The following is a 12,838-nucleotide window of genomic DNA, read 5'->3' as shown; positions in this document are numbered from 1 at the left end:
GAAACCCCACTGAAGGAGAGCATATGTCTCGCAACACCCTGAACACGCTGAAGGATTTCCCGCTTGCCGCGGGTCAGTCCGGCCAGTTGTACTCGCTGCCGGCACTGGGCGAAAGCCTGGGCGTGAACCTGTCGCGCCTGCCGGTGTCGATCCGTATCGTCCTCGAGTCCGTTCTGCGTAACTGCGACGGCAAGAAGGTCACCGAAGAGCACGTGCGCCAACTGGCGAGCTGGAACGCGACCGCCGAGCGCACCGACGAGATTCCTTTCGTCGTCGCCCGCGTGGTGCTGCAAGACTTCACCGGCGTGCCGCTGCTGGCCGACCTGGCCGCCATGCGCAACGTCGCCAACAAGATGGGTATCGATGCCAAGAAGATCGAGCCGCTGGTGCCGGTCGACCTGGTCGTCGACCACTCGGTCACGATCGACCACTTCCGCGTGCCGGGCGCGCTCGACCTGAACATGAAACTGGAATTCCAGCGCAATAACGAGCGTTACCAGTTCATGAAATGGGGCATGCAGGCCTTCGACACCTTCGGCGTCGTGCCTCCGGGCTTCGGCATCGTCCACCAGGTCAACCTCGAGTACCTGGCGCGCGGCGTGATGCGCCAGGGCGACACCTTCTACCCGGATACCCTGGTCGGCACCGACTCGCACACCACCATGATCAACGGCGTCGGCGTCGTCGGCTGGGGCGTGGGCGGCATCGAAGCCGAAGCCGGCATGCTCGGCCAGCCGGTCTATTTCCTGACCCCGGACGTCATCGGCGTGAACCTCACCGGTTCGCTGCGCGAAGGCTGCACCGCGACCGACCTGGTGCTGACCATCACCGAACTGCTGCGCAAAGAAAAAGTCGTCGGCAAGTTCGTCGAGTTCTTCGGCGAAGGCACGGCCTCGCTGTCGACCACCGACCGCGCCACCATCGCCAACATGGCCCCGGAATACGGCGCCACCATGGGCTTCTTCCCGGTCGACGATGCCACCGTCGACTACTTCCGCGGCACCGGCCGCACCGAAGAAGAAATCACCGCCTTCCAGAACTACTTCCAGGCCCAGGGCCTGTACGGCATTCCAAAGGCCGGCGACATCGACTACACCCGCGTGGTGGAACTGAACCTGTCGACGGTGACGCCATCGCTGGCCGGCCCGAAGCGTCCGCAGGACCGTATCGAACTGGGCAACGTGAAGAACAACTTCACCGAACTGTTCAGCAAGCCGACCACCGAAAACGGCTTCAACAAGGCGCCTGAAGACCTGAGCAAGGTCTACGAGACGACCGACGGCGTGCGCGTGAAGAACGGCGACATCCTGATCGCCGCCATCACCTCGTGCACCAACACCTCGAACCCGAGCGTGCTGCTGGCCGCCGGCCTGCTGGCCAAGAAAGCCGTCGAGCGCGGCCTGACCGTCGCCCCGCACATCAAGTCCTCGCTGGCGCCCGGCTCGCGCGTCGTCACCGAATACCTGACCGCCGCCGGCCTGCTGCCTTACCTGGACAAGCTCGGCTTCGGCGTCACCGCCTACGGCTGCACCACCTGCATCGGCAACGCCGGCGACCTGACCCCGGAACTGAACGCGGCCATCGTCCAGAACGACATCGTCGCCTCGGCTGTCCTGTCGGGCAACCGCAACTTCGAAGCACGCATCCACCCGAACATCCGTTCGAACTTTCTGGCTTCGCCGCCGCTGGTCGTCGCCTACGCGATCGCCGGCAACATGACGCGCGACCTGATGACCGAACCGCTCGGCAAGGACACCAACGGCGTCGACGTCTACCTGGGCGATGTCTGGCCGACCTCGCAGGAAATCGGCGCGCTGATGAAGTTCGCGATGAACTCGGAAGTGTTCAAGAAGAACTACGCGGACGTCAAGGGCAACCCGGGCGAACTGTGGGAGCGCGTCTCCACCACCGAAGGACAAGTCTACAACTGGCCCGAGTCGACCTACATCGCCGAGCCGCCGTTCTTTGCCGACTTCGAAATGACCCCGAAAGCGGCCGCGACCGGCATCTCGAATGCGCGCGCGCTCGGCGTGTTCGGTGACTCGATCACCACCGACCACATCTCGCCAGCCGGTTCCATCAAGGAAGACGGTCCGGCGGGCAAGTGGCTGAAGGATCACGGCGTGCTGAAGGCCGACTTCAATTCCTACGGCTCGCGTCGCGGCAACCACGAAATCATGATGCGCGGCACCTTTGCCAATGTGCGCATCAAGAACCGCATGATCCCGGCGAAAGCCGACGGTTCCGCGGTCGAGGGCGGCATCACGATCCACCAGCCGACCGGCGAACAGATGTCGATCTACGACGCGGCCATGAAGTATGTGGCCGAAGGCACCCCGACCATGGTGTTCGGCGGCGAAGAATACGGCACCGGCTCGTCGCGCGACTGGGCGGCCAAGGGCACCCAGCTGCTGGGTGTGAAGGCCGTGGTCGTGCGTTCGTATGAGCGCATCCACCGCTCGAACCTGGTCGGCATGGGCGTGCTGCCGCTGCAGTTCATCGGCACCGACAGCGTCGACACCCTGGGCATCACCGGCCGCGAAACCTTCGACTTGAAGGGCCTGGAAGGCGAGATCAAGCCGCAACAGCTGGCGACCCTCGTGATCCACCGCGAAAACGGCGACACCCAGGAAGTCATGGTCCTGCTGCGTATCGACACCCCGATCGAAGTCGACTACTACAAGCATGGCGGCATCCTGCCGTTCGTGCTCCGCCAACTGCTGGCTGCGTAAGCAAGAAGGACGCAAGACAAAGGGCGGGAACCTTCACGGGTTCCCGCCCTTTTTTCATACCTCGGCCCACATCCGCAACAGGTTGTGATAATGCCCGGTCAGCCCGACCGTCGCTTCCGACTCGCCGTGCGCGGCGCGCAGCTTCTGGATGTTGGTGTCCAGCTCGAACAGCAGCGCACGCTTCGCGTCGTCGCGGATCATGCTCTGGGCCCACAGGAAGGAAGCGATGCGCTCGCCGCTGATCACCGGCAGCACCTCGTGCACGCTCCCGGCCGGGTACACGATGGCGTCGCCGGCCGGCAGTTTGACTTCATGCGTGCCATAGGCGTCGGCCACGACCAGCTCGCCGCCTTCGTACTCGTCGGGCTCGCTCAGGAAGAGCGTGACCGACACGTCGGCCCGCAGCGGCGGCAGGCCGCCCCTTTGGGTGCGAATCGCGCCGTCCACGTGCAGGCCGTAGTGCTCGCCGCCGCCATAGCTGTTGAAATACGGGGCCAGGATGCGCAGCGGCAGCACGCTGGAAAAGAACAGGGGGTGCGCCATCAGGGCCGCGCTGACCTGCTGGCCGAGTTCCGCGGCAAGCGGCGAGCTTTCCGCCAACTGGCGGTTGCGTTTGACCTGGGCGCCTTGCGTGCCGACGCTGGCGCGGCCGTCGATCCAGTCGGTGTCGCGCAGGCGCGTGCGCATGTGTTGTACCTGCTCCTGGCTCAGCACAGCGGGGATATGCAGCATCATGTTCTTGCTCCGTTTACAAAAAAGGACGGCCCTCCCCGCATCAAGCAAGGAGGGCCGCCCAAAAGATTCGCACCTGACAAATCCCCCATGGCTGCGTTGCATTCGTCTCGCCGTACTAACGTACTGTCTTCGACGATGCGCCTTGCCCTGAGGGATTTCTCAGGCGCTCATATGGAAGTTCAGAACTTCAGGTTGGCAGTCAGGGTTGCCGAACGGCCCGGGCCGACGCCGGCATAGTGCGGCGACGAGAGGCGGTCGAAGTAGAGCTTGTCGCCGATGTTCTGGATGTTCAGCTGGAAGGACACGTTCTTGTTGAGCGTGTAGCTGGCCATGGCGTCGAAGCGGGTATAGCTCGGGGCATACTTGTTGTTGTTGACGTTGGCGTAGACGCGGTCGACATAGTTCATGCCGATGCCGGCGCTGAAGTTCTTGTTGAACGCGTAAGACGTCCAGAGCGAGGCGCTGTGCTCGGGCGTGGTCGGGAAGACATTGCCGTTGTAGGGCGAGACCGCGTACACGGGCGCGGCCGTGGTGCCGACGTTCAGGTAACCATTGTCTTCCAGCACCGCGTCAAGCCAGGTGTAGCCGCCGAATACCTGCCAGGCGTTCGTCAGTTTGCCCGAGAAGCCCAGTTCGATGCCTTTCAGGTCTTTCTTGCCGACGTTCTGGCTGGTCCCGTCCGGGGCGATGACACGGGCATTCTCCATCTTGCTCTGGAACAGGGCCGCATTCAGCGACAGGCGCCCGCGCAGTACTTCCCATTTGGTGCCGAGCTCGAAATTCTTGCTCTCTTGCGGCTGCAGGTTCTGTACCGCAACCGTCAGGGCGTCGAGGCCGTCGCCGCCGTCGTTGCCGGGTGGCGTGGCCGAGGTGGCGTAGGAGACATAGATGCTGCCGTTGGCGGACGGCTTGTACACCAGGCCAGCCTGGTAGGTGTCGAAGCCGGTGTCGACGCGGGCACGGGTGGCGGCCGTGGTGGGGCCTGCCTTGGTGTCGAGCGCGGTCCTGAATTCGTCCCAGCGCGCGCCGATGTTCAGCAGCCACTGCGGATTGAATTCGATGGTGTCGAAGGCGTAGATGGCGCGGGTATTGGTCTTGACGTTGGTGGCGGCCGGCGACACGCTGCGGGTGGTCAGCCACGGATCATAGGGATTCGGGTTGTTCACGGGTGCGCAGTTGTACAGCGTGGCCCCGCCCGAGGTCGGGCAGGTGAAGGTGCCCGTCAGCGGGTTGTTGGTGCCCGGTGCAAACAGATAGGAGCTGCGATCGGTGGTCTCGCGCGAAAATTCGACGCCGGCGTAGTAGCTGTGCTTGATGCCGGCCGTCGTCAGCTTGCCGCTCAGGCTGGTGACGTTGGCGAGGGTGTCGGTCTCGGTGACGCGGGTGTTGGCGCGGCGCCAGACGGTGCCGTACAGGGCCACGTTGCCCTTCGAATCGTCGGGCTGGGTCCAGACGAAGTCGTTCTTGCTCTTGCCGTAGCGCGTCACGTTGCGCAGCACCAGGTTGTTGCCGAAATCATGGCGCAGGTCGACCGTGCCGATGTCGGATGCGGTGTCGCGGAAGTCGCGGTTCACCAGGCCATAGAAAGTATTGCGGTCGACATTGAGCGGCGTGCCGTTGCCGTTGCGGCTGACGTTCGGGCCGCTGGCGAAGGGATTGTTGAACGGGATGCCGGTGTCCGGGATCTCGCTCGAGCTCAGGTGGTAATAGCTCAGGGTCGCCCTGGTCGGGCCGGTGAGGCCGAAAGTGAGCGTCGGCGCGATGCCCCAGCGGTCGCCTCCCACGATGTCGCGGCCGGCCACGTTCGCCTCATGCGCCATCACGTTCAGGCGGAAGGCGCTGTTGTTGCCCAACGCGCGGTTCAGGTCGCCGGTCACGCGGCGGTACTTGTCGGTGCCGAGACCGACGCTGGCGTTGCTGAAGTTCTCCAGCTGGGCCGACTTGCTGATCAGGTTGATGCCGCCGCCGGCCGAGGAACGCCCGCCGTAAGCCGAGTTCGGGCCTTTCACGACTTCGACCTGCTCGAGGTTGAAGACTTCGCGCGACTGCGAGCCGGCGTCGCGGATGCCGTCGACATAGGTATCGGTCTGGGCGTTGTAGCCGCGAATGAAGACGTTGTCGCCGACCGGGTTACCGCCCTCGGCGGCGCCGATGGTGATGCCCGGGACCGAGCGCAGTGCGTCGGCCAGGGACACGGCTGCGGTTTGGGAAATCACTTCCTGGCCAATGACCGTGACCGATTTCGGCGTGTCCAGCAGTGGCGCCGTGAACTTGTCCGAGCCCGACTTGACCGGCGCCTGGACGTCGCGCCGCGCGCTGCCCTGCACTTCGACGACCGGCAGGGTCGGGTCGATGTCCTTGTTGCCGCCGTCGGCCAGCGCCAGCGGCGAAGCCAGCGTGGCAAGCATCGTCAGCGCGGAACCCGCCAGCGCCGAACCGCTCAGCCCGGGCGCACCGACGCGCGCATGCTTGCGGCTGCGGATGAAGGAAGTGGCGCTTTGGACTGCCGGGCTTGCTGTCTTGGTCATGGTCATCGCTATATATAAATGAGAACGATTCGCATTATGATTTGTATTACCGGGTTTGGCAAGTATTGTTCAGCGTCCGGCAACTGCCCTCGACTTCATGGCATGTGGCCGAATCAACTACAATACCGGGGATAAGGGTTTATCATGACCCCTTGCATCTCGAGCCCTGGCTTACGATCCCCCACCCCGATCTTTATTCATTTACACGAGACTTTTTCAGCGCCATGCGTCGTCCCTCCAAAGATTCATCCAACAAACTATCCGCAGAAAGCCAGCGCCTCTCCAGCATCGCCCAGGCCATTGTGCAGTCTGCCAGCCGCGTTGAAGAGCGAACCTGGGAACGCCAACTGGATGCGCAGCTGCAGAAACTGCTCAAGACCAACCACCAGGACAGCATCGACCTGGCCCTGAATGCCCTGTTCAAGGATGACCTGGGCGCTTACGACGTGCTGATGGATGGCGTCGAAGCGGTCAGCGAATCGTCGACGATGGTCGAGCCAGGCAAGGATGGCGGCGAAGTTACCTGGCAGGCCCTGCTGGTTGCCGCGCCGATCCTGGCCTGGACCCGTTTTTCGATCGGCTCCGGCCCGATTCCGGCGGAACTGCTGACCACGCTGTCCGCGCATTTCTCGGCACATTTGCTCGCCGAAGGCGTGCAGATGTCGATGGCGCCGACGCTGTACGCGATCGACCAGTTGCCGCGCACCCATGCCGACACCTATGCGCTGACCCACAAGCTGGCGCAGGCCGCGCACAAGGGCGCTGCGATCAAGCCGTCGACGCGCATCCCGGAAACGGCCCCCTTCCTGGCCGACACCCGCTACCTGCTGGTGGCGCTGGTGGCCCCGGTGGGCGCGCCCCTGTTTCGCTGGCAGGAGCCGGCGCACCAGCTGCATTTCTCGACCGTGCGCACGAGCGCCCTCGAGGCCTGGCGCGAGCAGGCCACGGCCAACGTCGCGCGCCTGCTGCCTGGCTGCGGCGTCGAGTTGCTGCTGCCGGAAGCGTATTACGTCGCCTGCCGCGAAGCCGACAAGCTGATCCGTCCGGTATCGATCCGCGCCGCCGTGCATTACCTGACCAACACGCTCGACCTCGAATCGTCCGACCTGCGCGCCGTGATCGCCGGCTTCGGCGAGGAAGCGACCGACGGCCAGATCGACGAATACCGCGTCGGCTTCACGCTGCGCCAGAGCCCCGAAGTGGTCTACGGCATCGTCTGGCCGCTGTACGGCCAGGAAGACGAGGAAGGCACGCCGATCGAAGGCAGCGGCGGAGAGAGCCTGCTGCCCGCGCCACTGACGCCAATCAACGAAATCATCGCGCACCTGAACGAAGCCGGCGTCACCCACATCAAACGCATCAACGAGCGTTATGTCGCCGAATATTGCGACGACTGCGGCGCGCCCCTGTTCGCCGACCCGACCGGCGACCTGGTCCATGCCGAAATGCCGGAAGACGCGCCTGCGGGGACCGAGCACTTTCACTGATCGTTCCGAGCCGTAAAAAAATGGCGTCCTCAGGGACGCCATGTTTGTTTCCAGGATTGTCTTGTCAGCGGATCGCCGCAATCACCCGCTTCGCGAACTCGGCCGAATTGCCGCCATGCCAGCGCCAGACGATCACCAGGTCGTGGTCGGGCGACACCACGATCGTGTTGCTGCCGGCTCCCAGCGCCGCATAGGCATTGGCGGGCAGGCCGGGCAAGGTCTTGCCCTTGGTATTGAGCCACCACAGGTAGCCGTAATCCGGGCCGTGCGCGCTCGGGGTCAGCGCTTCCTTCACGAACCCGGGCGGCACCACCTGCTTGCCATTCCAGGCGCCGCCGCGCAGCCACAGGTAGCCGAAGCGCGCCATGTCCCAGGAATTGATCCACATGCCGCCGCCCCAGCGCGTGCCGCCGCTGACGGACGGCGCCTGCTTGCCGTTCAGTTCGACATAACTGTTGGTGTAGGGCACCCATTTCCAGCTGTTCGAAGCGCCGATGACGTCCATCACCTGCTCCTGGAACACGTCGGGCACCGGCTTGTCGAAGACGCGCAGCAGCGACAGTGCAAAGCGGTTGATGCGCACGTCGTTGTATTCGTAGTAGCCCCCGGGCGCGGCGAGCGCGCGCGGTTTGCGCTCGCCGGCGCCGAATTCGGCCTTGCCGATGAAGTCGGCGTTCTTGCCCCACATGCTGCCTTCCCACTCGCTTTCCTGCTGCAGATGCTGCTTCCAGGTGACCTGGGCATTGCGCGGCGAAGCATAACCGCCGTCTTTGACGCGTTGCCCCACAGGCTCGTCGACCTGCTTGACGCGCCCGTCGCGCACGGCAATGCCGGCGACGGTGGCCAGCATGCTTTTCGCAACCGAATAGGTCGGATCCACAAAAGCCGTGTCGCCGAACTCGGCCACCACGTAGCCCTTGTAGATGACGACGCCGTTGGTCCGGGCGCGGCCCGTCGGCATCGATCCCAAACGCGTGCCAAAGGTCGCTTCCTGGTCGGAGAAATCGAGCGCGCGTTCGGTCTCGTGGCCTTGCGCATACTGCACGGCGGCGGCCAGCGCCTTCGGATCCATGCCCAGCGCGGCGGGCTGCTTGCGCGCCCACTCGCCGGCCGGCGGGAAATATGGCGCCGTGGCAGCGGCGGGGGCCGCCATGGCGTTCGCCAGCGGGAACAGAGTAGCGATACTCAAAGCAAGCGCAGCGCGCCGGCTGAGCGAGGTGAGCGAGGTGAGCGAGGTGAGCGAACTCATGCAGGGTCCTTCCATGCGGAATACGGGTGGCGAATCAGGTTCGAATTGAAATAGCGCTTGTCGTCGGTCACTTCGCGGCCGATCCACTCGGGCTTGGCGAAGCCCTCCTCTTCCGAGACGAGTTCGATTTCGGCCACGACCAGCCCGGCGTTTGCGCCGAGGAACTCGTCAACCTCCCAGGTGTGGGCACCGGCCTGGACGCGATGGCGGATTTTTTCGATCAGGGGCTGCTGACACAGATGGTCGAGCAGTTCGGCGGCCTCCGCCACGGGAATCGGGTATTCCCACTCGCCGCGCGTGGCCCCGCGGCTCTTGCCCTTGATGGTCAGCGTCGCGCTGTCGCCTTCGATGCGCACGCGCACGGTGCGCTCGGGTTCGACGCTGAGGTAGCCCTGGCGCAACAGCGTCGGCGTGCCCAGCGCGCGCCAGGCCTCGCCCAGCACCAGGAACTTGCGCTCGATCTCCAGGCCCATGCGCGGCGCCCCGGTCAGTCGAGCGAGCGCAGGATCGGCTGCAGGATGGCCGCGCCGAGGGCCGCGCTGCGCGCGCCGTTCCAGCCGGTATGGCTGTTCGGCAGGTCGGCGTTGTCCTTGAACGGCATTTCCAGCGTCAGCGACAGGCATTTGAAAGTGTGGCCCACGTATTTCGAGGCCAGCGTCAAGAGCTCTTCGTTGTACTTGCTGGCGGCATAGCCATAGACGTTCTGGAAGTCCGGGCTGGCTGCCATGTAATGCTCGACAAAGGCCTTCTGCCTGGCTTCGCGCTTGGGCGTGAAATCGGCCAGCATTTCGTTACCGGCCACGAAGTTGTATGGCAATGCTTCGTCGCCATGGATGTCGAAAAACATGTCGACGCCGGTTTCATGGATCTTGTCCTTCACGCACAGCACTTCCGGGCTGCGCTCGAGCGATGGCGTCATCCACTCGCGGTTCAGGTTGGCGCCGGCCGCGTTGGTGCGCAGGTTGCCGCGCACCGAGCCGTCCGGATTCATGTTCGGCACGATGTAGAACACGGCGCGCTGGAGCAGCTTGCAGGCGATCGGGTTGGCGTCGTCCAGCAGTGCATCCATCATGCCTTCGACGAACCATTCGGCCATCGTTTCGCCCGGGTGCTGGCGTGCGATGACCCAGATCTTTTTCTCGGCTGCCGGGTTGCCGATCACGACCAGGTTCATGTCGCGCCCGTCGACCGTGGTGCCGATGTCATGCACACGCGCGATCGGGTTCTCGGCCACTTCACCGAGCAGGCGCAGGTGGCGCTCCCAGGTATACGGCTCGAAATAGGCGTAATAGATGCTGTCGAGCTCGGGAGTGTGGTTGACCGTCATGGTCTGGCCGTCGAAGCTGGTCGGCACGCGAAACCAGTTTTCGGTGTCGTAGCTCGCCGCCACCTGGTAGTCCTCGAAACCCTTCGGATAGGTTGCCTGGCCGGCATTCAGGAAACGGATGGTGCAGGCCTGGCCGCGCGCGCCCTGCAGCCGGAAGTGGAACCACTGATGGATCTCCGCGTTGTTGTCGCGGCGCAGGTTCAGATCGATGGCTTTCGGGTTGGAGGCTTGCACCACCTCGATGGCGCCCGAATCGAAATGCTGGCTGATTTTGATTGGCATGGCTGGTCCTCTATTGGCCTGTTCAGGAAGATGGGCGGGCAGTCGGCATGAAGCACAGCAATGATACTACGCGCCCGCAGCACCAATTCAAGCGTCGAGATCGATCAGTTCGCGGCTGTACAGCGCCAGGATCTGGCGCATCAGTTCAACGTTCGCGCGGTCGAGGACGAGGACCAGGTTCGGCTCGCGGTCGAGATTGAAGGCCATGCGCAGTTTGCCGGGCAGTTCGCGGCAGTTCAGGGTCAGCGCGCGGGGAATGTTCGGATTGTTCCAGTCCTGCTGGGTGACCTCGGGCGGGGTCGGCGGCGCCTGCAGCGTCGGATCCTGGTTCACCGGCAGGTGCTTGAGCAGCCAGAAGACGATGGTGGCCGGGATATGCAGGCCGACGTCGGTCGCGCCCTGGGTGGAAAATTTTGCGAGCAGTGAATTGCCGACGCGATCGCACGACATGGACATGCTCTTGACTTGACGAATGACCGCTTCTTTCACGACGAGGTTCCTCAGGAGTTAGTTAAAAAGGCGCAGCGATTCTACCCCATCCCATCCATCATTTGTGTGCCTTCGGAAAGAAAACGGGGAGCAGTGCTCCCCGTTGGTCCAGTGTTTGACGGCAGCGTTTCAATGCCTACTCTTTCGAGCCGCCGCGGCTGCCGCCTTTCGACGAGCTGCGCGAGCTGCTGCCCGAGCCGGCGCTGGCCGACTGGCGGTTGCCGTGGCTCATCGAGCCGGCGCGGCGTGCCTCCTCGGAAGTGAATTCGTGCGCAGTCCCTTTCTGATGGGCTGCCTTGCCGCCCTGGCTGGCGATTTCGCGCTGGCGCTGCGGATCCATCGATGCGAAGCCGCGGTTGCGGGTACCGCCGCCGGCACTCTGGCTGTTGGATTGGTTACCGCCCTGCTTGTTACCTTGATTGCTCGAAGCCATGATGGTGTTCTCCCTGTTCACTTATAAACCGCCGCGTCGTGCGGCAGGCTGTAACCCCACCCATCAGCAAACGCAGATGAGCGGCCGGTTGAATTCATCTTAGGCATGCACACCCGATGAGGGTATAGGACGTTTTCAGATGACTTTGTAGGACTACAGGCGACAGAAAATGTAGATAGGAAATATCCAGCGTTTTGGCAGAAATCCCATCAGTTGTTGTCCTACACACTACCGCTGCGTCTTCCTATACTGAAGCCATGGAAAGCCGCGCATGATGGTGGGATCAGGCGGCAATGGCGGCGTCTTTCGGACCACGCTCTCCGCACCATCGAATTTTGGAAAGGAAAGAACATGGACGCGAATCAACGCAGCGAAATGAACAATCAGACCAATAACGGCGCCAACGAAAAGTGGAACGAGAACGCCAAGGGCAAGACCGCGCCCGACGCACCGCTCGACCATACTTATCCGCAGGGCGCCTCGCAGCAGCAGGGCAACCAGGGCATCGACCAGATGGGCACCCAGCAAAGCGGCATGGGACCGGGGCCGTGGCTGAACGAGGGCGAGGTCTGGCAAGTGCCGGGCGGTTCGATGCAGTCCCAGCAGAATGGCGGCAGCGGCCCCACGCAAGGCATTACCGACAGCCACCAGCGCCAGATGGAGCAGCGTTCGAGCGCCTACGGCCAGCTCGAGCAGCCGGTCGGCGACCGTGCGCGCGACAGCGGTACCGACCTGCTGCGGCACGAAGGCATGCATGCGGGGAATACCCAGGCGGCCCAACGGATGAATCCGCAAGACCCGCGCCAGCCGGAGCTCCAGGGCGGCTCGCTCGGCCACCACCACGGCGCCGGCCAGTCGATGCAGTCGGGCCAGCAGGGCGGCAAGCAAGGGACCGGCCAGGGTGACGCGCAGCAAAGCACCGACCGCGCAGGCTCGCAAACCGGCCAGGGCGGCCGCGAAATCGGCAACCTGACCGACGCCGGCGTGCACCAGTCGAACGACCTGGCCGGCGGCCTGCCGCGCAGCCCGGGCAATGCCGAGCCGCGCACCGAGAATCCCGGCATTCTGCCGGGCGCCGGCGGCCAGCAGGACTTGCCCGGCGTGCACGAGTCGAACGATGCTGCCGGCGGTTATCCGGCCAGCCCGGCAGGCGCGAACAAGCTTGCCGGCGACCGCAAGATGGACGACGACACGGGTTTCTCGCGCCAATAAGCGCCCGCGGCTGATTTCGCCGCGGGATTTCCCGAGACCCCGACCGCGTTAGCGCGCAGTCGGGGTTTCGCCACGTCCAGCCTTTTTGTCGTTTTCGGCCTTCTCGCGACATGTTCTGCGTAGGACTGGTCCCACGATAGCTGGGCAATATTTTTGCCTTTACAAAGGGGCGCCGGTGCCTTCCACCGGCAGACAGGCAAGCATCGCCCCCTTTTCCCTTTTCCCCGGAAATACCTGAGCAGCACGTCAATGTGGCCACCCCGGTCGGATACCAATCCTCTTTTTCGACCTGGCGACGTCAGCCCTTGATGCAAATTCAGGGCACGCGATCAAGCAGGAACTCGACAGTATGTCGCGCACTCGA

10 protein-coding genes are annotated in these 12,838 nt (G+C 63.9%); 3 read left to right on the top strand and 7 right to left on the bottom strand.

The annotated features are described in order from the left end of the window. Positions 1 to 23 precede the first annotated feature (23 nt). Positions 24 to 2,732: an aconitate hydratase AcnA gene (acnA, locus tag AC56KZ_RS16175; protein ID WP_497163210.1), complete on the top strand. Its 2,709-nt coding sequence runs from the start codon at positions 24 to 26 to the stop codon at positions 2,730 to 2,732. Between the two features lie 54 nt (positions 2,733 to 2,786). On the opposite strand, the gene AC56KZ_RS16170 is transcribed toward acnA, so the two are convergent. Both AC56KZ_RS16170 and AC56KZ_RS16165 read right to left on the bottom strand, forming a co-directional pair. Continuing rightward, positions 2,787 to 3,467 (bottom strand): Fe2+-dependent dioxygenase, encoded by a 681-nt coding sequence (locus AC56KZ_RS16170; protein ID WP_497163209.1) that lies wholly within the window; start codon positions 3,465 to 3,467, stop codon positions 2,787 to 2,789. Between the two features lie 179 nt (positions 3,468 to 3,646). After that, entirely contained in the window at positions 3,647 to 5,995 is a 2,349-nt protein-coding gene (locus AC56KZ_RS16165) for a TonB-dependent receptor (protein ID WP_497163208.1), read from the bottom strand. Between the two features lie 224 nt (positions 5,996 to 6,219). Here AC56KZ_RS16165 and AC56KZ_RS16160 point away from each other — a divergent pair, with 224 nt between their 5' ends. After that, entirely contained in the window at positions 6,220 to 7,482 is a 1,263-nt protein-coding gene (locus AC56KZ_RS16160; RefSeq protein ID WP_497163207.1) for a DUF2863 family protein, read from the top strand. Between the two features lie 64 nt (positions 7,483 to 7,546). Here AC56KZ_RS16160 and AC56KZ_RS16155 read toward each other — a convergent pair whose 3' ends face one another. From AC56KZ_RS16155 to AC56KZ_RS16135, 5 genes are all read right to left on the bottom strand, one after another. Further along, entirely contained in the window at positions 7,547 to 8,731 is a 1,185-nt protein-coding gene (locus tag AC56KZ_RS16155; protein WP_497163206.1) for a serine hydrolase domain-containing protein, read from the bottom strand. Then, positions 8,728 to 9,204 (bottom strand): CYTH domain-containing protein, encoded by a 477-nt coding sequence (locus AC56KZ_RS16150; protein WP_497163205.1) that lies wholly within the window; start codon positions 9,202 to 9,204, stop codon positions 8,728 to 8,730. Before AC56KZ_RS16150 ends, AC56KZ_RS16155 begins: the two co-directional genes overlap by 4 nt. A gap of 14 nt (positions 9,205 to 9,218) precedes the next feature. After that, positions 9,219 to 10,340 carry a M14 family metallopeptidase gene (locus AC56KZ_RS16145; protein WP_497163204.1) on the bottom strand — a complete coding sequence of 374 codons (1,122 nt, stop codon included), beginning with the start codon at positions 10,338 to 10,340 and terminating at the stop codon, positions 9,219 to 9,221. An 87-nt stretch (positions 10,341 to 10,427) separates the two neighbouring features. Then, positions 10,428 to 10,790: a hypothetical protein gene (locus AC56KZ_RS16140; RefSeq protein ID WP_497163203.1), complete on the bottom strand. Its 363-nt coding sequence runs from the start codon at positions 10,788 to 10,790 to the stop codon at positions 10,428 to 10,430. A gap of 175 nt (positions 10,791 to 10,965) precedes the next feature. Beyond that, positions 10,966 to 11,262 (bottom strand): KGG domain-containing protein, encoded by a 297-nt coding sequence (locus AC56KZ_RS16135; RefSeq protein WP_379785383.1) that lies wholly within the window; start codon positions 11,260 to 11,262, stop codon positions 10,966 to 10,968. A 351-nt stretch (positions 11,263 to 11,613) separates the two neighbouring features. On the opposite strand from AC56KZ_RS16135, the gene AC56KZ_RS16130 reads away from it, so the two are divergent. Beyond that, entirely contained in the window at positions 11,614 to 12,474 is an 861-nt protein-coding gene (locus tag AC56KZ_RS16130; RefSeq protein ID WP_497163202.1) for a hypothetical protein, read from the top strand. The last annotated feature ends 364 nt before the right edge of the window (positions 12,475 to 12,838 follow it).

The organism is Telluria sp. LT2P34 (genome assembly GCF_059685915.1).
This window is presented reverse-complemented; position numbering and strand designations above follow the sequence as displayed.

Excerpts from the sequence above, each read along its gene's own strand:
- acnA (WP_497163210.1), top strand. The coding sequence starts at position 24 with ATGTCTCGCAACACCCTGAACACGCTGAAGGATTTCCCGCTTGCCGCG.
- AC56KZ_RS16170 (WP_497163209.1), bottom strand. The coding sequence starts at position 3,467 with ATGATGCTGCATATCCCCGCTGTGCTGAGCCAGGAGCAGGTACAACAC.
- AC56KZ_RS16165 (WP_497163208.1), bottom strand. The coding sequence starts at position 5,995 with ATGACCAAGACAGCAAGCCCGGCAGTCCAAAGCGCCACTTCCTTCATC.
- AC56KZ_RS16160 (WP_497163207.1), top strand. The coding sequence starts at position 6,220 with ATGCGTCGTCCCTCCAAAGATTCATCCAACAAACTATCCGCAGAAAGC.
- AC56KZ_RS16155 (WP_497163206.1), bottom strand. The coding sequence starts at position 8,731 with ATGAGTTCGCTCACCTCGCTCACCTCGCTCACCTCGCTCAGCCGGCGC.
- AC56KZ_RS16150 (WP_497163205.1), bottom strand. The coding sequence starts at position 9,204 with ATGGGCCTGGAGATCGAGCGCAAGTTCCTGGTGCTGGGCGAGGCCTGG.
- AC56KZ_RS16145 (WP_497163204.1), bottom strand. The coding sequence starts at position 10,340 with ATGCCAATCAAAATCAGCCAGCATTTCGATTCGGGCGCCATCGAGGTG.
- AC56KZ_RS16140 (WP_497163203.1), bottom strand. The coding sequence starts at position 10,790 with ATGTCGTGCGATCGCGTCGGCAATTCACTGCTCGCAAAATTTTCCACC.
- AC56KZ_RS16135 (WP_379785383.1), bottom strand. The coding sequence starts at position 11,262 with ATGGCTTCGAGCAATCAAGGTAACAAGCAGGGCGGTAACCAATCCAAC.
- AC56KZ_RS16130 (WP_497163202.1), top strand. The coding sequence starts at position 11,614 with ATGGACGCGAATCAACGCAGCGAAATGAACAATCAGACCAATAACGGC.